The sequence below is a fragment of the Nocardia terrae genome (assembly GCF_009760405.1).
Lineage (GTDB): Bacteria > Actinomycetota > Actinomycetes > Mycobacteriales > Mycobacteriaceae > Nocardia > Nocardia terrae.
This window is the reverse complement of record NZ_WRPP01000002.1, coordinates 212,689-234,329: the sequence shown is the minus strand read 5'-3', so window position 1 is coordinate 234,329 and position 21,641 is coordinate 212,689. Positions and strand designations below refer to the sequence as shown.

Here is a 21,641-nt window from a genome sequence, read left to right as displayed (position 1 = left end):
CCGCGGGCGGGCACGAGACCTCGACCATGATGGTCTCGTGCCCGATTTCACCGCGATCACCCCGGACGGCCTCCTCGACCTGATCACCGAGCGAGCCGGGCGGTTACCGGGATTCGCGGTGATCGCCGTCGACGGCGCGGACGCGGCCGATCCGGTCGCGGTCGCACGCGGGGTCGCCGAACGACTTCGCGCGCAGGGCCGACCGGCCGAGGTCATCTCGCTGCACGATTTCGTCCGGCCCGCCTCGGTGCGGCTGGAATACGACCGCGACAGCGAATTCACCTACCGCACGGGGTGGTTCGACTACGCGGCCTTGAATCGCGAAGTGCTCAAACCACTCCGGGACAGCGGGCGATACCTGCCGGCGCTGTGGGACGAATCCGCCGACCGTTCGGCCCGCGCCCGGATTCGGGACGCCGCCGACGGGACGGTCCTGTTCATCGCCGGTCCGATGCTGCTCGGACGCGGCCTGGACTTCGATCTGACCGTCGCCCTGCGCATGTCGGCGGGCGCGCTGCGCCGCCGCACGGACGCGGCCCGGCTGTTCACTGCCGAGGGCGTGCTGGAGTACCAGCGTGAACAGGTCGAAGAACCCGACATGCTGGTGGCCTGGGATCACCCGGACCGGCCCGCCGTCCGCGGCTGACCGCTGCTCAGCGCGTCGCGCGGTCGGCCAGCGCCCGGAAGGCCAGTTTGGGCTCCCAGGTCAGCGAACCGTCTTCGCCGGTCAGGACTTTCACCACACCGGGGCTGGCCAGATCCAGATCGACGCTCGGGTCGTCGTCGTGTGGCAGGTCATAGCGGGCGAAGCAGTAGCAGAAGGCGGCGTCCACGCCCTCGGCGTCGAGGATGTCGAGTAGCTCGGCGACCAGTTTCGCTTGGGCGGGTTCGTCGCGCTGATAGGAGCCGTTCAAGCCTGCGGGGCGGGCGGTGTCGGGATCCCAGTCGATGATGTCGAAGCCGTGCGGGCCCGCGTCCGCGCCACCCCGGAAGGTCGGGCAGCCGAATTCGGTTATGGCTACGGGCTTTTCCAGACGTGCGCCCTGTTCGACGAAGGCGCGCATGGCGTCGCGGTAGCCGGGGGCGAGGTCCGCGCCGCGGTATCCGGCATCGGTGGCGAGAATGTCGAAGGGCTCCCAGTCGACCTGCTCGAACGGCAGGCCGCAGTAGGTCAGCTTGCCGCCGAAGCGTTCTCGGGCCGTGCGCGCGGCGCGGGCGAGCAGATCGTTGACGCGGGCCGGGACCACCGCCAGTGCGGCCTGACCGGCCGGTGTGCGCAGGGCGGCGGCGCGGTCCTCGAAGGTGTCGCCGGGAAGGTAGCCACGCACGAACATGGTCAGCTCGGAGCCGACGGCCAACACCACCGTCGCGCCGCTGTTCCGCAGTCGCTCAGCGTGTTCGGCGCAGTCGGCGACGACGGCCAGCACCTCCTCCTCGGTCACGTCGTTGAGGAATGGACAGAGCCAAACCTCCAATCCCGCTGCGGCGGCTTCGGATGCGGCCAGTTTCAACCGGTCCGGATAGCCGCCGGTGATGCGGACAGCGTCGCAGTGCAGCACCTCCCGGATGACTCGCATGTCCTCGCGGACCCTGCCGGTCTCGAACGGTTCGTGCGTGCTGTTGCCGCGGTTCACGAAGCCGGTGTCGTAGCAAACGCCGATCGCTCTCATCGGCCACCTCCTTGATTTACGGTACTTTCCGTACCCTATTGGCGACCATAGCGGCACTCACCACGTTCTCGCAAGGTACGCTCAGTACCGTTATGAGCGAATCGACAGCACCCCAGACCAGGCGTCGCGGGCCGGCACTGGAACAGGCCATCCTGCGCGCGGCCGTGGACGAACTGCTCGAGTCCGGGTATCCGGGGATGACGATGGACTCCGTCGCCAAGCGCGCGGGAACCAACAAGAACGCCATCTACCGGCGGTGGCCCAATCGGGCGGCACTGGGCGTCGCGGCGTATCGGCAGCTGGCATCGGGCGCGCTCGAACTGCCGGAGACGGGCAGTCTGCGCGAAGACGCACTGGAGTTGTTGCGCCGGGCCAACTCCCACCTCGCGTCACCGCTGGGCGAGATCCTGCGCAGCCTGCTCTCGCAACTGTCCACCGAGCCGGAACTGCTGGCTCAGCTGCGGGAACAGTCCGGCGATGCGGGCGTACGACCCTGGGTGACCCTGCTCGAGCGCGGAGTGGCGCGCGGTGAGGCCCCGGCCGCCGCGGTGCACCCCCGGGTCGCCACCACGCCGATCGACCTGTTGCGCAACGAGTTCGTCACGCGTGGCGCACCGACCGTCCCGGACGAGGTCCTGGTGGACATCATCGACACCGTGTACCTGCCGCTGATCCGGGGCTATTCCGTGACAGAAGAGTCGTGAGCCGCGCAACCGGTCACCATTGCCGGTGACGGGAATCGTAGGAGTCCGTGGGGAATTCGTCGTCACGGGGCTTGCCGTCGGAGCGGCGGGCGGGCCAGAAGCGGCTGGCGTACTGGCCGCGGATGCGGCTGAGGTCGGGCTCGTCGATCTCGGTGATGCCGACCTGGAAGAGCATGAGCATGGTGGCCATGCTGACGGCGATGATCAACGGGGTCAGCAGCTGCCCGGCCTGCGCGCCCGAGGGCGCGTGCATGTGCCCGGACACGTGGGCGCTCATGGCGAACATGCCCGTGTAGTGCATGCCGCACACCGCCACTCCCATGATGAGAGCCGCGCTCACGGTGGCGATGATGCCGCTCACGTGCAGCGCGAACCACAGGGCCGCGATGGCGGCGACGACCGCGATCACGATGGACAGCAGCACGATCCACGGATCGTATTGCACGCTGGCGTCGGTCTTCATCGCGTACATGCCCGCGTAGTGCATGGCGCCCACCCCGAGTCCGGTGATGGTGCCGCCGGTGATCAACGCGAACGCCTCACCGTGCTGGTGCACGACGATGTACAACCCCAGCCACACCACCCCCATGGCGATGGCCGCGCTGAACAGCGTGATGGGCACGTTGTAGCGAATCGTGGTGTCCTGCACCGAGAATCCGAGCATCGCGATGAAATGCATGACCCAGATCCCGGTGCCGCCCAGCGCGATGGCCCCGGTCACGATCCAGCCTCCGTGCCCGTGCTGACTCCGCGCCCGCACCATGCACCGCAGTGCCAGCAACGAGCCGGTGACGGACATGACGTAGGCCAGGACGGGAGTGAGCCAACCATAGGTGAAATGGTCGATTTCCAGCATGCGGGCTCCTTGCCAGAAAGGCGATGTATGACTGCTCACCGGTGACTGAGCCGAACACTAACGAGAAAGCACCAGGTAGTAAATTTGCCGCAGTACAGTCAGAAATAATTAGCTGAGTTTGCTGGACGGTATGCACGCAGGTAGCCGGTGGTATGGGCGCCTAGTCGATCACCCGCGCGTCACCCGCGCGCCGCGTATGCACTCCTTGACGCCTAGCACCCGTCCGGCAACCCCAATAGGGCCGAAAGTCCCTCGCCCACAATGAAAAACCGCCGGGCGGTCCGATGGACCACCCGGCGGCTCTCGAATCAGGCTGTGCCGGAGTTGATTACCAGCCGCGCTCGGCGAGACGGTGGGGCTGCGGGATCTCCTCGACGTTGATGCCGACCATGGCCTCACCCAGGCCGCGGGAGACCTTGGCCAGCACGTCGGGGTCGTCGTGGAAGGTGGTGGCCTTGACGATGGCGGCGGCGCGCTCGGCCGGGTTGCCGGACTTGAAGATGCCCGAGCCGACGAAGACGCCCTCGGCGCCGAGCTGCATCATCATGGCGGCGTCGGCGGGGGTGGCGATGCCACCGGCGGTGAACATGACCACGGGCAGCTTGCCGGTCTCGGCGACCTCGCACACCAGCTCGTAGGGAGCCTGCAGTTCCTTGGCGGCCACGTACAGCTCGTCCTTGGACAGCGAGGTCAGGCGGCGGATCTCGGCGCGGATGGTGCGCATGTGGGTGGTGGCGTTGGAGACGTCGCCGGTGCCGGCCTCACCCTTGGAGCGGATCATGGCCGCGCCCTCGGTGATCCGGCGCAGCGCCTCGCCCAGGTTGGTCGCGCCACACACGAACGGCACGGTGAAGGCGAACTTGTCGATGTGGTTGGCGTAGTCGGCCGGGGTCAGCACCTCGGACTCGTCGATGTAGTCGACACCGAGCGACTGCAGGATCTGCGCCTCGACGAAGTGACCGATACGGGCCTTGGCCATGACCGGAATGGAGACGGCGTTGATGATGCCGTCGATCATGTCCGGATCCGACATGCGGGACACGCCACCCTGGGCGCGGATATCGGCCGGAACCCGCTCGAGCGCCATGACCGCGACCGCACCGGCATCCTCGGCGATCTTCGCCTGCTCCGGCGTGACGACATCCATGATCACACCGCCCTTCAGCATCTCGGCCATGCCGCGCTTGACGCGGGCGGTACCGATGGTCGGGGTGGTGTCGGGCGTGGTCACGGCAAACTCCTGGGTCATGTGGGCCAATCGAGTCATTGAATCGAACGCAGCACTGGGCAATCGAACAGAGTCGATTCTAGGCCGCCCATTCAGGCCACTTGATAGCCAGTCCGACACGACTGGACTGCCCGCCCCCACACCGGATGACGGGCGTCACAGCCCCGGGGTTACCGGTTCGCTACCTACAGCGGCCCGACGACGAAAATCGTCGCCCAATACTCGGCTGCGGCCGGGCCCATCAACGGCTCGAGAAAGTCATAGAGCAGGTAAGACACGAAAAACCTTCCACCTTCCACACTAGGTCTGCCGATTCCGTTGCGCGGCAAACCTTCCCAGGACCCTAGCGGAGAATGCGCGCAGGATCACGGGAAAGTTTGCGCAGCTATCGATCAGGCCAGTGTGTAGACGTACCGGCTCGTCGGCACCAAGTCCAGATTCAGATGGGCTCCGAACCGGACCACGCTCTCCATCAACTCGGTGACCCGGCGCTGCAGTTCGGCATCATCACCGCCACTGCCGTAGAAGGCATGCGCACTGGTCATCGCCTCCATATGGAACAGCTCCTCGACGAACGCGTCCACCCGCTTACCCGGCGTGATCGCCTCGCTGACCGTGTTCTGCACGTACCCGAAGGTGTCCTGCGTCTCGATGGCGATCGGCGTGTGCAGCACATGCCACCGATGCAGCCACTCCTCCCGCGTCAATTCCTCGGGGATCCGCAGCACGGCCACATTCGCCAGCGCATCGGTCCGCACCCCGTCCTCGACCTCCGGCGGCACGATCGGCCGACGCTCGTCGACGATCCACCCGTTCACGTCCTCCGCGACACCTCGCAAAACCGCCGTGACCGCCTCATGGCCCCCTTCGGTCCACACACTCACGATCGCCGCGATCGGCGTCTCATACGTGCTGTGCCTGACCTGCGCGGCCTCCACCTCCGCATCCCGCACATTGACCTGCAGGGCCGTGGCCCCCACCCCCGCCAACTCCTTGCGCAACTCCTCCCCCCGCAGCCGCTCCCCCAGCCCGTCCCCCCACAACGCATACATCAACTTCATGCCGTAAATCCTTGCCACAGATCACCATTGATCACCCCACCGTAACCGCCCACCCGGTCCGAAATACGAGCTTTCCCAACCCCATCCCACCCACCGGACCTGCGTTCGACGGCCCGGGTCAGCGGATGGAGCGGACTTCGGGGTCGGTGGGGGCGTCGGCGGCCGAGATGGCTTCGGGGAGGAGTTGGTCGAGGTGGTAGGGGTAGACGGTTTCGCCGGAGTGGTCGAGGTGGGCTATGTCGGTGGGGGTGCACCATTTGTTGGCGGTGATGGCGCGGCGTTCGACGTAGTCGAGGTTGGCGGGGTTGACTTCGAAGTTCTTGGCGCGGAGGGCGAAGAAGAGTTCTTCGGAGCGGATGAGTTCGCCGTTGAAGGGGAAGACGGCCACTCGGCGCCAGAGGGGGCCGCGCAGGGCGGAGGAGTCGGCGGCGTAGCCGGTCTCCTCGTAGAGTTCGCGGATCGCGGCTTCGCGCAGGGTTTCGCCGGGGTTGACGCCGCCACCGATGGTGAACCAGAAGGGGACGTCGGGGCCCTTGGGGTCGACGCCCTGCAGGAGCAGGACACGGTCGTTCTCGTCGACGAGGACCACGCGCGCGGAGGTGCGGACGGTGTCGACGTCCAGACCCGTTGAAGCCGCGGCGGTTACGCGTTCAGCGATCTCGAAGTAGGTCGGCAAGGGGGCGGTACCGGCCAGGTGGACCCAGCGGACCAGGCGGCGGGTGCGCAGCGCCAGGGTGTCGCGGACGGCGTCGTTGTGGAAGCGGCGGGCGATCAGCACCCGGGCCTCGGCATCGGCCAGTTCCGCCACCAGCTGCGGGGGCAGCAGGGCGATGTCGACCGCGGACAAGGCCGCGGCGAGCTGGTTTTCGACGGTTTCGCGGTCGCGCCAGTTGGAGCGTTCGGCGCGGTCGGCCAGGGCGGTGAGGCGGCGGGCCTGTTCGACCAGGGCGGGATCGTAGAGACCGGCCAGGGTCGTGGCGACCGAGCGGGCCACGACCGCGCGGCGAGCCAGCGCCGCATCCAGGGCGTGGCGGGCCTGGTCGGTGCGGACGTGCAGGCGGTCCAGGCGATTCGCGGTGGTGTAGGCCCAGACCGCGGCGGTGATGAGCAGTGCCGCGATGAGGGTGAGGACCAGGATGGAGGTCGCGGAGAAAGTGATCATCCGGCGGTCCTGACGCGGACGTCGCCGACGGTGACGGTCTCGTACACGCGCAGGATCTGCTCGGCCACGACCGGCCAGTCGTATTCGCCGACAACCTGATTCGCCGTCCGGACGAAGTTCTCGCGGACGTCGTCGTCGGTGAGCATGGTGGAGATCGCCACGGCCAGGCGGTCGGAGTCGCCGACCGGAACCAGCATGCCCGCCGTGCCGTCGCGCAGCACGCGGCGGAAGGCGTCGAGATCGCTGGCCACCACGGCGGTTCCGGCGGCCATGGCCTCGACCAGCACGATGCCGAAGCTCTCGCCGCCCAGATTGGGGGCGACATAGACATCGGCGCTGCGCATGGCCGACGCCTTCTCGGCATCGGTGACCTGCCCCAGGAACCGCAGGTGACGCGCGTTCTCCCCCGCCTCGCGGCGCAGCCGGTCCTCGTCACCGCGGCCGACGATCATCACCTCGAGATCAGGGTGGCGGCGCACCAGTTCCGGCAGCGCGCCGAGCAGCACCTCCATACCCTTGCGCGGCTCGTCGAAGCGACCCAGGAACAGCACCGACTTGCCCGCGCGCGGATAGCCGTCCAGCAGCGGCGCGTGCGCGAACGCCGGAACGTCGACGCCGTTGGGGATTTCGACGGCATCCCCGCCGAGCGCCTCCACCTGCCAGCGGCGCGCCAGCTCGCTCACCGCGATCCGGCCGCTGATCTTCTCGTGGTAGGGCCGCAGCACGCCCTGAAAAGTGCTGAGCACCAGCGACTTCGTGGTCGAGGTGTGGAAGGTGGCCACGATCGGCCCCTCCGCGATCTTCAACGCCAGCATGGACAGGCTGGGCGCGTTGGGCTCGTGGATGTGCAGGACGTCGAAGTCGTTCTCGGCGATCCAGCGGCGGATGCGGGTATAGGCGGTGGGCCCGAAGGACAGTCGCGCCACCGAGCCGTTGTAGGGAATCGCGACGGCCTTACCGGCCGACACCACGAAATCCGGCAGCGGCGTGTCGTCGGCGGCGGGCGCGAGCACGCTCACCTTGTGCCCGCGTTCGATGAGCACCTGCGCCAACTCCACGACGTGCGCCTGCACCCCGCCCGGAACGTCGAACGAGTACGGGCAGACCATGCCGATCCTCATAGCGCACCTGTTCCCCGTGCCGACCCCTCGGTTCCGGTGTCGCCCACCGGCTCCCGATACCCCAGTGCCTGTTGCGCGGCCGCGATCCGCTCCAATCGGGCCTGCGACAGATCACTTTTCCACATGGGCTGCAACATGTGCCAGTCGGCGGGATGGGCGGCGATGTTGGCGGCGAACACGTCTGCCAGCGCTTGGGTTGCCGGGGCGATGCCCTGGGAGACGTCGATGGGCGGGAAGACCGCCATACCCCAGCCCTCGGTACCGTCGGCATCCTCGGTGAACCAGCAGTGCACGGGCAGCAGCGCGGCACCGGTGTCGGCGGCGAGTTTGGCCGCGCCCGCGGGCACCCAGGTGCGTTCGCCGAACATGGTGACCGGCACACCCTTGCCGGTGATGTCGCGCTCGCCCATCAGGCACACGACCTTGTTGTCGCGCAGGCGATCCGCGAGCTGCGGGAACGGGGGTTGCTCACCGCCGGTCAGCGGGAACACCTCGAAGCCGAGGCTCTCCCGGAATTCGACGAAGCGCTCGAACAGCGACTCCGGCTTCAAACGCTCGGCGACCGTGGCGAACTGGCCGTAGTTCTGCACCAGCCAGACCCCGGCCATATCCCAGTTGCCCGAGTGCGGCAGCACCAGCAGCACGCCCTTGCCCTGTGCCAGCGCCGCGTCGAGGTGCTCGGTGCCGTCCACGTGCAGGTTCCGGCCCAGGGCCGCATGGTCCATGGACGGCAGCCGGAACGCCTCGCGCCAGTAGCGGGCGTAGGACCGCATGCCGGCCTCGGTCAGGCTGTCGGGCACCGCGTCGGGAGTCGTGCCGAGCACGCGGGCGAGGTTGCGCCGCAACATGTTCGGCTGCCCCCGGTGCGCCTGCTTGTTCGCGCGCCGGGCCGCGAAGGTGCCGCCCGCGTCGAATCCCTTGCGCACCAAGCCTTCCGGCAGCGCGCGCACGACACGCCAACCGGCCGCGTACGCCTTGTCGGTCATCGCGGACGTGAAATCGGTGGTCACCGCTGCGGTTCCTCCGGGGCCTTCGCCGCGGGGGCGAGAATGTCGCGGGCGCTCGGCGAATTGCGTACCGCCAGAACCCGTTGGAAGACGGTGATGATGCTCAGCACCGCGAGGATGTACATGGCGGCGTACACGGCGTACGACAGCCACTCGATGCCGTAATAGCCGCCGATGCCGGTGAATCCGGCGCCCACCAGCACGATGATCAGCCGATCCGGACGCTCGATGAGGCCGCCGTCGGCGGACAGCCCGCTGGCCTCGGCCCGCGCCTTCACATAGCTGATCACCTGCGAGGTCACCAGCACCACCAGCGTCGCCACGAACAGGTGCTCGGAGTTCTCGTGGTACACCGCCCACCAGGCCAGTCCCGCGAAGATGGCCCCGTCGGCCACCCGGTCACAGCTGGCGTCCAGCACCGCGCCGTATTTCGTGCCGCCGCCGCGGGCGCGCGCCATGGCCCCGTCCAGCATGTCGAACATGACGAACAGCCAGATCACCATGGTGCCCCAGAACAGGTGACCGCTGGGGAACAGCGTCACCGCCGCGGCGATCGAGGCGGTGGTGCCGATCAGCGTCATGGCGTCCGGCGTCAGCCCCGTGCTCACCAGCGCCTTGCCCAGCGGGGCAGTCGCTTTGGCGAACGTCTCGCGACCGAAGAAGCTCAGCACGCTACCCGTTGTCCTTTCGTGCTGTGTCCCCGGCTCATGCTGTAACCATGAGGCATGTGCAAGGGCCCTCCGTGGTTACGCTCCGCTACCGCCTCCGGGCCTGACTCGCACCTGCTGTAACCATGAGGCATGTGCAAGGGCCCTCCGTGGTTACGCTCCGCTACCGCCTCCGGGCCTGACTCGCACATGCCTAGTCGGCTTCCTTCCACGCCCGTGCCAGCAGCGCCCGCGTTTCGCGCAGCAGCTGCGGCATCACCTTCACTCCGCCGACGACGGTAATGAAATTAGCGTCTCCACTCCAGCGCGGCACGATATGTTGATGCAGGTGATCGGCGAGTGAACCGCCGGCGACGCCGCCGAGGTTCAGGCCCACGTTGAACCCTTCGGGCCGCGACACCTGCTTCATGACGCGAATCGCCTGCTGGGTGAACGCCATCAACTCGGCGCTCTCGTCCGGCGTGAGGTCCTCCAGGTTGGCGACCCGGCGGTACGGCACGACCATGGTGTGGCCGGGGTTGTACGGGTACAGGTTCAGCACCGCGTACACCCACTGCCCGCGCGCGATGATCAGGCCGTCCTCGTCCGACATCTCGGGGATGTCGGTGAAGGGGTGCCCGGTCTTCTTGGGCGTCTTGGGTTCCTCGACATCGCCGGTGATATAGGACATGCGGTGCGGGGTCCACAGCCGCTGCAGGCGGTCCGGATCCCCGGCCCCGGTGTCCACGATCTGTTCGGGCCGGGGCGCGGTCGGTTCACTCATTGATCGCCTTTGCGGATTTCGAAGCCCTCCGCGGTCGGAGATGCGTTCTCGCGCCGCTGAATCCAGTCGGTGATGGTGGCGACCGCGTCGGCCACGGGCACGCCGTTGACCTGGGTGCCGTCGCGGAAGCGGAAGCTGACCGCGTTGTTCTCCACATCGCGGGCACCGGCGAGCAGCTGGAAGGGGATCTTCTGGGCGGTCTGGTTGAAGATCTTCTTCTGCATGCGGTCGTCGCTGCGGTCGACCTCGGCGCGAATGTTGTTGTCGCGCAGGGCTTCGATGACGACGTCGAGGTGCTCGGCGAAGGCTTCGGCGACCGGGATGCCGACGACCTGGACCGGCGAGAGCCAGGCCGGGAACGCGCCCGCGTAGTGCTCGGTGAGCACGCCGAAGAAGCGCTCGATCGAGCCGAAGAGCGCGCGGTGGATCATGACGGGGCGGTGCTTCTGCCCGTCGGAACCGGTGTATTCGAGCTCGAAACGTTCCGGCAGGTTGAAGTCGAGCTGGATGGTCGACATCTGCCAGGTGCGGCCCAGCGCGTCCTTGGCCTGCACCGAGATCTTCGGGCCGTAGAAGGCCGCGCCGCCCGGATCCGGGACCAGCTCCAGACCGGAGTCGGTGGCCACCTTGCGCAGTGTCTCGGTGGCCTCCTCCCACAGCTCGTCGGAGCCCACGAACTTCTTCGGGTCCTTGGTGGAGAGCTCCAGGTAGAAGTCGTCGAGGCCGTAGTCGCGCAGCAGGCTCAGCACGAATTGCAGCGTGGAGGTGAGCTCCGCGTGCATCTGCTCCTTGGTGCAGTAGATGTGCGCGTCGTCCTGCGTCATACCGCGCACGCGGGTCAGGCCGTGGACGACACCGGACTTCTCGTAGCGGTAGACCGAGCCGAATTCGAACATGCGCAACGGCAGTTCGCGGTAGGAGCGCCCGCGCGACCGGAAGATCAGGTTGTGCATCGGGCAGTTCATCGGCTTGACGTAGTAGTCCTGGCCGGGCTTGCGCACCGAGCCGTCCTCGTTGAGTTCGGCGTCCAGATGCATGGCCGGGAACATGCCGTCGCGGTACCAGTCCAGGTGGCCGGAGACCTCGAACAGGTGCCCCTTGGTGATGTGCGGGGTGTTGACGAACTCGTAGCCCGCGGCGATGTGGCGGCGGCGCGAGTAGTCCTCGAGCTCCTTGCGGATGATGCCGCCCTTGGGGTGGAACACCGGCAGGCCCGAGCCCAGCTCATCCGGGAAGGAGAACAGGTCCAGTTCCAGGCCGAGCTTGCGGTGGTCGCGCTTCTCGGCCTCTTCGAGCAGGTGCAGGTACTCGTCCTGGGCCTCGGTGGATTCCCACGCGGTGCCGTAGATGCGCTGCAGATCCTCACGCGACTGATCACCACGCCAGTAGGCGGCACTCGACCGGGTCAGCTTGAACGCCGGAATGTACTTGGTGGTCGGCAGGTGCGGGCCACGGCACAGGTCGGCCCAGATCAGCTCGCCGGTGCGCGGGTCCAGGTTGTCGTAGATGGTCAGCTCTTTGCCGCCGACCTCCATGACCTCCGGATCGTCGATGCCCGACTTGTCGGAGATCAGCTCGAGCTTGAACGGCTCCTTGGCCAGCTCGACCCGGGCCTCCTCGACCTCGACCACCCGGCGCGAAAACCGCTGCGCGCCTTTGATGATCTTCTTCATCCGGGATTCGAGCTTGGTCAGATCCTCCGGCGTGAACGGCCGCTCCACCTGGAAGTCGTAGTAGAAGCCGTCCTTGATGTACGGGCCGATGCCGAGCTTGGCGTCGGGGAACTCCTGCTGCACCGCCTGCGCGAGCACGTGCGCGGCCGAGTGCCGGATCACATTGCGCCCGTCCGCGGAATCGGCGGTGATGGCCTCGACCTCGGTGTCCAGCTCGGGGATCCACGACAGATCCTTCAGGTCACCCGCGGCGTCGCGCACCACGATGACCGCGCCCGGCCCCTTGCTCGGCAGGTCCGCCTCGCGCACCGCGGCCCCGGCGGTAGTCCCAGCCGGAACCCGGACGCGGGCGACTGGGGTCTGCTGGGCTGAGGTGGTCACGGCTGCGCACTCCTTGGCATCGTCATAGGCGAGAGGTCCCGCCAGGTCTGGTGCGAGGAAGGTTCTCCCCGCGATCGTGGCCGGTCACGAAACACAAAGCCCCGGCGGGCACCACTCTATCGGCACGCCCGCAACCCCGCGCCGATGGACCGACCCCGCCGCGCCGCCACCCTGCCGGACCCTGCCGTCCCACCGGTCTGACCTGCACGAATCCACGCCGTCGCCGGTATCGGATCACGCCGACAGCCACACCCGCCAACGGATCCGGATCTGGCCCGACCAGCGCACACCCCACCTCGACGCGACGTTCGAACCACTCATCCACGGCGGCACCGACCCGCAAACGCCCATCGCCGACGCTTCCCTTGCGGTGCAGCCTGTTTGGGCGCGGCTTCCACCTCCCGGCCACTCGGGTACAGCGATCTCGGGCCGGGTAGAGCGTCGGCATCAACCCTCAGCCGCGGGCAGCGAGCTCGGCGCAACACGCTTCGCGGTCGCGTGCCGGTCGTTTCGGGCACCTGGTGCACATCTCGGAGCCGCAGATGTCGACGACCGCGCGGCGGCGGTGGCGAGACCGACGGCCCGGCCGCCGGGCCGTCACCTGCGGGCGGCGAGTTCGGCGAGCAGCGTCTCGCGCTCGGGGGCCGGGCGTTTGGGGCAGCTGGTGCACATGTCGCAGCCGGGGACCTCGAAGACCAGGCAGCAGGAGATGCGGCGGACGAAGGTGCGGCCGCCGATGTCCTGGAAGCGCGGGACGGGCAGGCGGCCCGCGACATCGCGGGCCAGGCGGGCGCCGGCCTCGGCCGCGCCGATGTCGAGGGCGCGGTTGCCGATGGCGTCGGCGACGATGGCCCACAGCGAGGGCACGCCCGCGCCGGAGACCTCGGCGACGACGGGGATGACCCGGGACAGCATATGGCGCAGGGCGTGGCCGATCGGCGTCGTGACGCAGCATTCGGCGGAATGCGGTTCCGGGTGAGCGCAATTCGGCTCCGCCGCCGTGGAATCCGCGCCCTCGGCGGTCGCGACGTTCACCACATCCAGCGCCACGGCGTATCCGTGCGGTTCCGGGACCACGCGTTCCACGCCACCGTCCGGCCGGATCTCGAGGGTGAGATGTTCGAGGGCGGGATCGAACGCGGGCCGTCCGCTGGCCACGGCCGCCACGATCGGGTCGACCAGCGACGAGGCCGCCATGCACCACCACAGCGTGCCCGACACCCGCGAGTTGGCAGTTCCCCACGAGATCCCCATGTCGGCGATCCGTTCGGCGAGCCATTGCGGGCGCAGCAGCTCGGTGCCCGGCACCAGGGATTGCGAAATTGGGGTCTGCGCAACCATTTCCATCCGACTCCGATCAGGGGCGACTCATCGGTGATTACTACCCAACGTGGTTACACGACGGTTTGGTGTGCTTCCACCGCGGTGTCATGCGTGGTTCCACCGCGGTGTCATGCGTGGTTCCACCACAATGGCACGTTTTCGCGCAGTGGTGGGCCGTTCCCCTGGGCAGCCGGCCAAGCGTATGCCCGGTCCGGGATTCGGCGGGGCAGGCGCGCCCGTTCGCCCGAATCGCGCGCGAATCACCTGGTCAGGAACCCGTGTCGCGCCGAGGTCGACTGACCGGATGGCTACAGCGTGCGCGGTCGAACCGGATTCCGCGCCCACTCTCGGACCCGGCGGACACTTCCGGCGGGCAGACACCGGCACAGCCCCAGGACGCACCGACTCGGACATCGACCGCCGCATATGTCGACGCATGCTCGTCGCCCGACCGGGGCGAGCGGTCGTGCGCGCGGGAAACCGCCAGGTCAGAGGCGCGTCGTTGCGGGTGTGGGCGGCTTGTCGGGCTTAGCCTTGCACTCGAACCGGTCGGTTCTGCCTGCGGCCTGCGGCCGGTGTGCATCCCCAGTGAGCGCGGAGGTTCGGGTGATTCGTTGTGTCCGCGGCCGGTTTTCGGCCGGTCGCGTCCGCGGGGCTGCCGCATGAGTCCGGCGGTCGAGACGCTGCTGCTGGGCGGGTACGCGGTGGCTCAGCTGGGTGCGGCGTTGCGGCTGGATGCGATGGCGCGGGGTTCGCGGCGGTTCGCGCGGGCCGGGCGCATCCATCGGCGCGGCGCGCTCGGGCTGGTCTCGCTGTCGGCGGTGTTCCTGGTGGTGGCGGTCCTGCGGCAACCGCTGGATTTCCTTGCCGTGCTGCCGTTCTCACTCGCCTGGGCGGGGGTGGCCTGGGTGCTGACCGCCCACCTCCGGCCGCCCCTCCATCGCCGATGACACCGGCGCGGGTCCCTGTCGGGATGCCCGCGCCGGTGTGCTGTTCGATCTTCCTAGTGGGTCGGAGCCAGGGCCGCCAGTTCGGGAGCATCGATCTCGGCGATGCCGGAGGCGGTGACCTCCAGGACGCGGGCCGGGCCGATGTCGAAGAACAGGCCCGACACCTTCAGGCCGCGTTCGATCATGGCGCGGCGCACCACCGGGTGCTGTCGCAGGGTTTCCACCTGGACTGCCACGTTCACGATCGAAAGCTGGTCCGCCACACCGAATCCGGCTCGGGCCGCCGCGGCGGCGACCGGATCGCCGGAGTGGAAGCGGTCCAGGCTGGGGCGGCCGTGGACCAGCCAGTTGCCCAGACCCGGCCCGGTCGGACCGCCCGCCACCAGCGCCTTCATGGCACCGCAGGCCGAGTGGCCGCAGACCACGACATTGTCGACCTGCAGTTCGTCGATGGCGAAGGCCAGCGCCGCCTCGATCGAGCTGTCGCGGCCGCCGGGGACCACCAGGTTGCCGACATTGCGGATGGTGAACAGGTCGCCGGGACCGCTGTGGGTGATGACGTTCGGCACGATCCGCGAGTCCGCACAGGTCAGGAAGAGCGAGTGCGGGTTCTGGGTGTCGCGCAGCTCGTCCAGGTGCGGGCGCACCACGTGGGCGTTGCGGCGGTGGAAGGCGGCCACACCGTTCTTGATGGGGTTGCCCTCCCCTTCCCGCCACGGGCGCAGCGCGTCGTCGAGCAGCGTGCGGGCGCGGCCCCGGACCGGCGGGCCGGTCAGGGCGTGGGCCATGTGCGCGGTGCCCAGCTCCACGAATTCGACTGTGCCGCCGGTGCTCTCGTGCTGGCGCGACCAGTCGTGGATGGCCTCGTAGCCGGCGTGGTCGAGGAAGTCGACGCTCATCTCGACCAGCACGTCGGTGCCGGTGGGCACCTTCGACAGTTCGGCCGAGAGCTTCGGCAGCGCCAGGAAGGTGCAGGTGCCGTCGATGGTGACCAGCCAGCGATCGGTGCCGACCACCTCCGAGGCGGTCACGGTGACCCGCACGACCCGCCACAGCAGCAGCCCGAAAGCCAGTGCCAGACCGATGATCACGCCCTCGAGCAGGTTCAGGAACACCACGCCGAGCACGGTCACCAGGTACACCATCAGGTCACCGGTGCGCCGGGCCAAGGTGATGTGCGCGATCTTGACCAGCTGGATGCCGACCACGATGAGCAGACCGGCCAACGCCGATTTCGGAATCTGCTGCACCACACCGACCAACGCGACCGAGAACACCAGGATCCAGACGCCGTGCAGCAGCGCCGAGGCGCGGCTGCGCGCTCCGGCCTGCACATTGGTCGCACTGCGCACGATGACGCCGGTGACCGGCAGGCCGCCGAGCGCACCGGAGACCATATTGGCCGCACCCTGCCCGACCAGCTCACGGTCGAAGTTGGTGCGCGGCCCGGTGTGCATCTTGTCGACGGAAACCGCCGACAGCAGGCTCTCCACGCTGGCGATCAGGGCGATGGTCAGTGCCGCGAGCACGACCGCGCCCCAGTCGCCGGACGGCAGCGACGGCAGTCCGATGGCGTCGAACAGCGAGCCGCTCAACACGATTCGCTCGGGTTCGCCGGGCAGTACGAGCGAGAGCACGGTGGCGACGACGATCGCGACCAGCGGGCCCGGGAGCACCCTCAGTGCTCCGGGCACGTACTTCCAGCTCAGCATGATGGCGATGACGACGAGCCCGACCAGGAAGTCGTCGCCGTGCAGGTTGCCCAGCTCACCGGGCAGCTGGATGAGGTTCTGCCAGGCCGAACTGTGGCTGGACCCGCCCAGCAGCACGTGCAGCTGCTGCAGCGCGATGGTGATGCCGATGCCCGCGAGCATGGCGTGCACCACCACCGGCGCGATGGCCAGGGCCGCCCGGGCAATGCGGCTGAGCCCGAACAGGATCTGCAGCAGCCCGGCCAGGACGGTGATGAAACAGGCTGTTTTCCAGCCGAATTCGCTGATGGTGGTGGCCACCACCACGGTCAGGCCCGCGGCCGGACCGCTGACCTGCAGCGGCGAACCGCCGAGCAGGCCGACCACCACACCGCCGACGACGGCGGCGATGAGTCCGGCGGCGATGGGTGCGCCGGAGGCGACCGCGATGCCGAGCGAGAGCGGCAAGGCGACGAGGAAGACGACAAGGGATGCAGGAAGATCGTGACGCAGCAGATTGTCGAATCTGCCGGCGGTTCTGCCTGGCGGTGAATCGGTGTCGCGAGACATATCGCTCCTAGCGAGCATGTACAGGGGCATCGAAATAAAGGCTGCGGACGGCTTTGGCCGCAGACTCACCGGACGAGCACAGGTAAGGCTAAGAGTAAAGACTTAGCAAAGCCTGAGAAATATGCTCTCCAAAGTTAAAGGGGTGTGAACCTTTTCGGATTCACACCCCTGTCGAGCCCCTGCCGACCCGGTCGTCAAGCGGGTTGGGCCACCCGCCCCACGCCGTCGATCTCACCGATGCCGTCCACCGTGACCTCCACCACGCGGGCGGTCGCGATATCGAAGAACAGCCCCGACAACACCACTCCGCGCTCTTCGACGCCGCGCCGGACCACCGGATGCGCGTACAGCGTCTCGAGCTGCACCGCGACATTCACCATGCCCAGCTGATCGACCGTGCCGAAGCCCGCCGCCGCGGCCGCCGCGGCGACCGGATGCCCGAGCCGGAACCGCTCGAGACTGGGCCGGGCGTGCGCGAGCCAGTCGTCGAGCTGGGAGCCGGTGACCAGTTCACTGTGCAGCGCGCCCATCGCACCGCACCCGGAGTGCCCGCACACCACCACCGAGCGGATATCCAGCTTGTCGAGGGCGTAGATCAGCGCCGCCTCCATCGACGAGTCCTGCGCGTCCCGCGGAATCAGGTTGCCCACATTGCGGACGGTGAACAGGTCGCCGGGACCGCTGTTGGTGATGACGTTGGGCACGATGCGCGAGTCGGCGCACGTGACGAAAAGCGAGTCGGGTTCCTGACCGTCGCGCAGCACACCCAGGTGGGGCCGCATGAAGTGCGCGTGACTGCGGTGATACGCCGCCACCCCGGCGACGATGCGGTCCCCGTCGTTGGCGGTGCGCCGCCACGGGCCGATCGCCTCGTCGAGCAGATGACGCGAATGCCCGCGCGCGGCCGGACCGTCGGCGGCGTCGGCCATGCGCACCGCGCCGACCTCGATGAATTCGACTGTGCCGCCTTCACTCCGGTGCTGCTCCACCCAGTCCTGCAGGGCGTCGTAGGCGGCGTGGTCCATGAAGTCGACGGTCATCTCGACGACCACGTCCGCGCCCGCGGGCACCCGGTGCAGCTGGGCGGTGAGCTTGGGCAGGGCCAGGAAGGTGAAGCTGCCGTCGACGGTGATGCGCCAGCGCCCGTCCTCGGTCTCCCCCGCGGTCACGGCCACCCGCACCACCCGCCACAGCAGCAGCGCGAAGGCCAGCGCGAGCCCGACCAGCATGCCCAGCAACAGATTCCAGAACACCACCACGAACACCGTCGCGGCGTAGACGGCCAGGTCGCCGGTGCGCTGGGCGCGGCGGATGTGCGCGAGCTTGATCAGCTGGATGCCGATCACGATGAGCAGTCCGGCCAGCGCCGCCTTGGGAATCGAGCGCACCACATCGACCAGCGCCACCGAGAACAGCAGGATCCACAGCCCGTGCAGCATGGTCGCGGCCTTGGTGCGCGCGCCCGCTTGGACATTGGTGATGCTGCGCACGATGACCGCCGCCACCGGCAGCCCGCCGATCAGCCCCGAGACCATGTTGGCCGCGCCCTGCCCGAGCAGTTCGCGATCCAGATCCGTTCGGCGCGCGGAGTTCTGGCGCATCCGGTCCACCGCGACGGCCGATAGTAGGGTCTCCACGCTGGCGATGAGCGCGATGGTGACCGCCATCAGCGCCACCGTGGCCCAGCCGCCGTGCGGCACTTGCGGCAGGTGCAGTTCGTTCAGCAGTGAGCCGTTGAGGGTGATGCGCTCGACCCGCACCGGCAGCACCCGCGCCAGCAGGGTCGCCGCCACGACGGCCACCAGCGGCGCGGGCACCCGGCGCGCGGGTTCGGGCAGCCGCCGCCAGCCGACCAGGATGGCGATGACGACCAGTCCGATGCACAGGTCACCGGCGTGCACGGAGGCCAGCTGGTGCGGCAGGGCGACGATCGCGTCCCAGGAGGAGGTGAGGGTGTCGCCGCCCATCATCACGTGCACCTGCTGGAGCGCGATGACGATGCCGATCCCGGCGAGCATGGCGTGCACCACGACCGGGGCGATGGCCAGCACCCCGCGCGCTATCCGGCTGAGCCCGAACAGAATCTGCAGCAGCCCGGCCAGGATGGTGATGAAACAGGTGGCGGGCCAGCCGAATTGGTTGATGGATTCGGCGACCACCACGGTCAGCGAGGCGGTGGGCCCGCTGACCTGCAGGGTGGATCCGCCCAGGAGTCCGGCGACCACGCCGCCCACCACGGCGGCGATGAGCCCGGCGGCCACCGGTGCGCCCACGGCGACGGCGATGCCGATGGACAGCGGCAGGGAGACGAGAAAGACGACGAACGAGGCGGGTAGATCGTGGCGGACCAGGGCCGAAAGGCCCGGAAGCGACGTCCGTGGAGGCTGATCGGTGTCGGTGGACATATCTCTCCTTCGCCGGCACGGCGGCGCCGCCCGGTTCATCGGTCAACATGTACTGGCATCGAGAGGCAGCGGCGGGCGAGGCGAGGGAGAACCACGACGCTTGGCAGACCGCGGATAATCGTAAAGACGATGCAAAGGAAATGAAAAGCGTTTGCGGCAATTGAGGCGAACCGCTACCAAACTGTGACACAGCTCACCGCCGGGCGCAAACCTTCAGAAAACCGACCGGTCAATCGCATTGCGCCGGAACCACCCTCGCAAACCGGACATCGCCCCTACGATCACCACAAGCTCGACGTGGAGATGCGCATGACCGCAGTTGCCGACCCCGGCGTTCCTGGCAATTCGAAACTCGGATATTCGAAAGTCGTCGCCCCGCCCGGCTGGAGCCGCTGGCTGGATCCGCCCGCCGCCCTGTCCATTCACCTGGCCATCGGGCAGGCCTATGCCTGGAGCGTGTTCAAGCCGCCGCTCGAGAAGGCCATGCACATCTCCGGAACCGGCAGCGCGCTGCCGTTCCAGCTGGCCATCGTCATGCTCGGCCTCTCGGCCGCATTCGGCGGGACGCAGGTCGAGCTGCGGGGGCCACGGTGGGCGATGAGCGTGGCGCTGAGCTGTTTCTGCTCGGGGCTGCTCATCTCCGCGCTGGGCGCGGCCGTGGGCCAGTACTGGCTGATCGTGCTCGGCTACGGGTTCGTCGGCGGGATCGGGCTCGGCATCGGCTACATCTCGCCGGTGTCGACCCTGATCAAGTGGTTCCCCGACCGGCCCGGCATGGCAACGGGTTTCGCGATCATGGGGTTCGGCGGCGGGGCGCTGATCGCGTCGCCGTGGAGCACCGAGATGCTCGCGGACTTCGGCAAGGACAAGGCCGGCATCGCGGAGACGTTCCTGGTGATGGGCCTGGTGTACGCGGTGTTCATGTCGCTGGGCCCGCTGCTGGTGCGGGTGCCGCCGCCGGGCTGGCGGCCCGCGGGCTGGACTCCCCCGGCGACCCGCGCCAGGCTGATCAGCGACAACGATGTGGCGGCGAAGGACGCCCTGCGCACACCGCAGTTCTGGCTGCTGTGGATCGTGTTGTGCTTCAACGTGACCGCGGGCATCGGGATTCTGGAGAAGGCCGCGCCCATGGTGGTGGACTTCTTCAAGCACAGCTCGACGCCCGTGACCGCCACCGCGGCGGCCGGTTTCGTGGCGGTGCTCTCGGCGGCGAACATGAGCGGGCGCATCGGCTGGTCCTCGCTCTCGGACGTGATCGGCCGCAAGAACATGTACCGGATCTATCTCGGGGCCGGGGCGCTGGCGTATGTGCTGGTGTGGTCGGTCGGGCGGGATTCCAAACCGGTGTTCATCCTCGGCGCGATGCTCATCCTGTCGTTCTACGGCGGCGGATTCGCCACCATCCCGGCCTATTTGAAGGATCTGTTCGGGACCTATCAGGTCGGGGCCATTCACGGTCGGCTGCTGACCGCGTGGTCGGTGGCGGGCGTGGCCGGGCCGCTGATCGTCAACGCCATCGCCGATTCCGGTGCGCGCCACGGCAAGTCCGGGTCCGCGCTCTACGGCACCTCGTTCGCCATCATGATCGCCCTGCTGTGCGTCGGATTCCTGGCCAATGAGCTGATCCGGCCGGTCGCGGCGAAATACCATCGCGTGCAGGAGGAGACCGTGCAGGAGGAGACACTGCCATGACCGAGCCCGTTCCCGCGTCGCGGCGCATTCCGCTGCTGGTCTTCTCCTGGATCTGGGTGGCCGCGCCGTTCGTCTACGGCGTGGACCGGTTGATCGTGAACCTGCTCAAGCTCTTCCACTGAACCCCCGATCCGCGCGAATCCGGAACCGCGCGTGACCTGCTCGCCGCCATGGTCAGCGCATGGGGCAAGGACCGCACCTGGGCCATGTTCGACGCGCTGTTCGCCAACGGCATGACGGTGCGCGGCGGCGGCGAAAGCGCTGGTGGACTACAGGTTCACCCCCGAGGCCCAGCAAATCTCGGCCGCGCACAAGATGATCCCGGCCCGCCTGAGCTGAGCCGCCCTCCCCCGCCTCACGCCGCAATACCCACTGCCCCTGCTTGATTCGCTATTGCTTAACCCGCAGAGCCTGAAAGACTACGACGAAGGGCCCACCGACGAGTGGATCGAGTCGATTTCGAACATCTTCGCCAACGGCATCGCCGGGGATCTCGCCGACGCGGTCAAGGCCGGCGAATTGCAGGATCCCGAGGCCGAACAAGCCGCCTACCAACTGGGCGACAACGGCGTCGATCCCGGCGCCCTGCACGCAATCGGCAAACGCATGCAACTCCGTATATTCGCCGGCGACCTCCGGGCGCAATCGAGAACGACCCTCTACCAGGGCAATCGCACGCTCGACTCGAAGCGGTGATCCGCGCGCACCCGGAATGA

Annotated in this window: 19 protein-coding genes; 6 read left to right on the top strand and 13 right to left on the bottom strand. The window is 68.2% G+C overall.

Translation table 11 applies throughout. From position 1 onward, the window contains the following. Positions 1-37 precede the first annotated feature (37 nt). Complete coding sequence (locus GPX89_RS10875) at positions 38-646, top strand: nucleoside/nucleotide kinase family protein (protein WP_328601702.1); 609 nt, start codon at positions 38-40, stop codon at positions 644-646. 7 nt (positions 647-653) lie between these two features. Here GPX89_RS10875 and GPX89_RS10870 read toward each other — a convergent pair whose 3' ends face one another. Further along, positions 654-1,670: a hypothetical protein gene (locus GPX89_RS10870; protein ID WP_157387392.1), complete on the bottom strand. Its 1,017-nt coding sequence runs from the start codon at positions 1,668-1,670 to the stop codon at positions 654-656. Between the two features lie 92 nt (positions 1,671-1,762). Between GPX89_RS10870 and GPX89_RS10865 the strand changes: the two genes are divergently transcribed. Further along, entirely contained in the window at positions 1,763-2,374 is a 612-nt protein-coding gene (locus tag GPX89_RS10865; protein WP_157387391.1) for a TetR/AcrR family transcriptional regulator, read from the top strand. Between the two features lie 13 nt (positions 2,375-2,387). Here GPX89_RS10865 and GPX89_RS10860 read toward each other — a convergent pair whose 3' ends face one another. The 10 genes from GPX89_RS10860 to GPX89_RS10815 all read right to left on the bottom strand — a co-directional run bounded on the left by GPX89_RS10860 (position 2,388) and on the right by GPX89_RS10815 (position 13,635). Beyond that, positions 2,388-3,230, bottom strand: a complete 843-nt coding sequence (locus GPX89_RS10860) for an MHYT domain-containing protein (protein ID WP_157387390.1) — start codon at positions 3,228-3,230, stop codon at positions 2,388-2,390. A gap of 328 nt (positions 3,231-3,558) precedes the next feature. Further along, the gene (gene pdxS / locus GPX89_RS10855; RefSeq protein WP_033089600.1) at positions 3,559-4,461 is read right to left on the bottom strand and encodes a pyridoxal 5'-phosphate synthase lyase subunit PdxS; all 903 of its coding nucleotides are present in this window, start codon (positions 4,459-4,461) and stop codon (positions 3,559-3,561) included. A gap of 389 nt (positions 4,462-4,850) precedes the next feature. Beyond that, positions 4,851-5,519, bottom strand: a complete 669-nt coding sequence (locus GPX89_RS10850; RefSeq protein WP_157387389.1) for a hypothetical protein — start codon at positions 5,517-5,519, stop codon at positions 4,851-4,853. Positions 5,520-5,637: 118 nt separating this feature from the next. Then, entirely contained in the window at positions 5,638-6,678 is a 1,041-nt protein-coding gene (locus tag GPX89_RS10845; RefSeq protein ID WP_328601855.1) for an NUDIX hydrolase, read from the bottom strand. After that, positions 6,678-7,802 (bottom strand): glycosyltransferase family 4 protein, encoded by a 1,125-nt coding sequence (locus GPX89_RS10840; protein ID WP_157387387.1) that lies wholly within the window; start codon positions 7,800-7,802, stop codon positions 6,678-6,680. Before GPX89_RS10840 ends, GPX89_RS10845 begins: the two co-directional genes overlap by 1 nt. Further along, a complete protein-coding gene (locus GPX89_RS10835; RefSeq protein ID WP_157388105.1) occupies positions 7,799-8,788 on the bottom strand; it encodes a phosphatidylinositol mannoside acyltransferase in 990 nt (329 codons plus the stop codon). The genes GPX89_RS10840 and GPX89_RS10835 overlap by 4 nt, the downstream gene beginning before the upstream one ends. 20 nt (positions 8,789-8,808) lie before the next feature. Then, positions 8,809-9,480, bottom strand: coding sequence for a phosphatidylinositol phosphate synthase (pgsA, locus tag GPX89_RS10830; RefSeq protein ID WP_328601701.1), 672 nt, complete (start codon positions 9,478-9,480; stop codon positions 8,809-8,811). Between the two features lie 190 nt (positions 9,481-9,670). Further along, positions 9,671-10,240, bottom strand: coding sequence for an HIT family protein (locus tag GPX89_RS10825; protein WP_157387386.1), 570 nt, complete (start codon positions 10,238-10,240; stop codon positions 9,671-9,673). Further along, positions 10,237-12,294 (bottom strand): threonine--tRNA ligase, encoded by a 2,058-nt coding sequence (gene thrS / locus GPX89_RS10820; protein ID WP_328601700.1) that lies wholly within the window; start codon positions 12,292-12,294, stop codon positions 10,237-10,239. Before thrS ends, GPX89_RS10825 begins: the two co-directional genes overlap by 4 nt. A 597-nt stretch (positions 12,295-12,891) precedes the next feature. Next, positions 12,892-13,635 carry a (2Fe-2S)-binding protein gene (locus GPX89_RS10815; protein WP_235947064.1) on the bottom strand — a complete coding sequence of 248 codons (744 nt, stop codon included), beginning with the start codon at positions 13,633-13,635 and terminating at the stop codon, positions 12,892-12,894. Positions 13,636-14,279: 644 nt separating this feature from the next. Here GPX89_RS10815 and GPX89_RS10810 point away from each other — a divergent pair. Then, positions 14,280-14,567: a hypothetical protein gene (locus tag GPX89_RS10810; protein WP_157387384.1), complete on the top strand. Its 288-nt coding sequence runs from the start codon at positions 14,280-14,282 to the stop codon at positions 14,565-14,567. A 53-nt stretch (positions 14,568-14,620) separates the two neighbouring features. Here the strand turns inward: GPX89_RS10810 and GPX89_RS10805 are convergent, their stop codons facing one another. Both GPX89_RS10805 and GPX89_RS10800 read right to left on the bottom strand, forming a co-directional pair. Next, entirely contained in the window at positions 14,621-16,828 is a 2,208-nt protein-coding gene (locus GPX89_RS10805; RefSeq protein ID WP_235947062.1) for a SulP family inorganic anion transporter, read from the bottom strand. Positions 16,829-17,022: 194 nt separating this feature from the next. Beyond that, on the bottom strand, positions 17,023-19,233 hold the full coding sequence (locus GPX89_RS10800; RefSeq protein WP_157387383.1) for a SulP family inorganic anion transporter: 2,211 nt from the start codon (positions 19,231-19,233) through the stop codon (positions 17,023-17,025). A gap of 309 nt (positions 19,234-19,542) precedes the next feature. On the opposite strand from GPX89_RS10800, the gene GPX89_RS10795 reads away from it, so the two are divergent. The 3 genes from GPX89_RS10795 to GPX89_RS10785 all read left to right on the top strand — a co-directional run bounded on the left by GPX89_RS10795 (position 19,543) and on the right by GPX89_RS10785 (position 21,621). Then, positions 19,543-20,925, top strand: coding sequence for an L-lactate MFS transporter (locus GPX89_RS10795; protein WP_157387382.1), 1,383 nt, complete (start codon positions 19,543-19,545; stop codon positions 20,923-20,925). Further along, positions 20,922-21,047 (top strand): MFS transporter small subunit, encoded by a 126-nt coding sequence (locus GPX89_RS45385; RefSeq protein ID WP_268893291.1) that lies wholly within the window; start codon positions 20,922-20,924, stop codon positions 21,045-21,047. The genes GPX89_RS10795 and GPX89_RS45385 overlap by 4 nt, the downstream gene beginning before the upstream one ends. 271 nt (positions 21,048-21,318) lie before the next feature. Beyond that, positions 21,319-21,621 (top strand): hypothetical protein, encoded by a 303-nt coding sequence (locus GPX89_RS10785; protein ID WP_157387381.1) that lies wholly within the window; start codon positions 21,319-21,321, stop codon positions 21,619-21,621. Positions 21,622-21,641 lie beyond the last annotated feature (20 nt).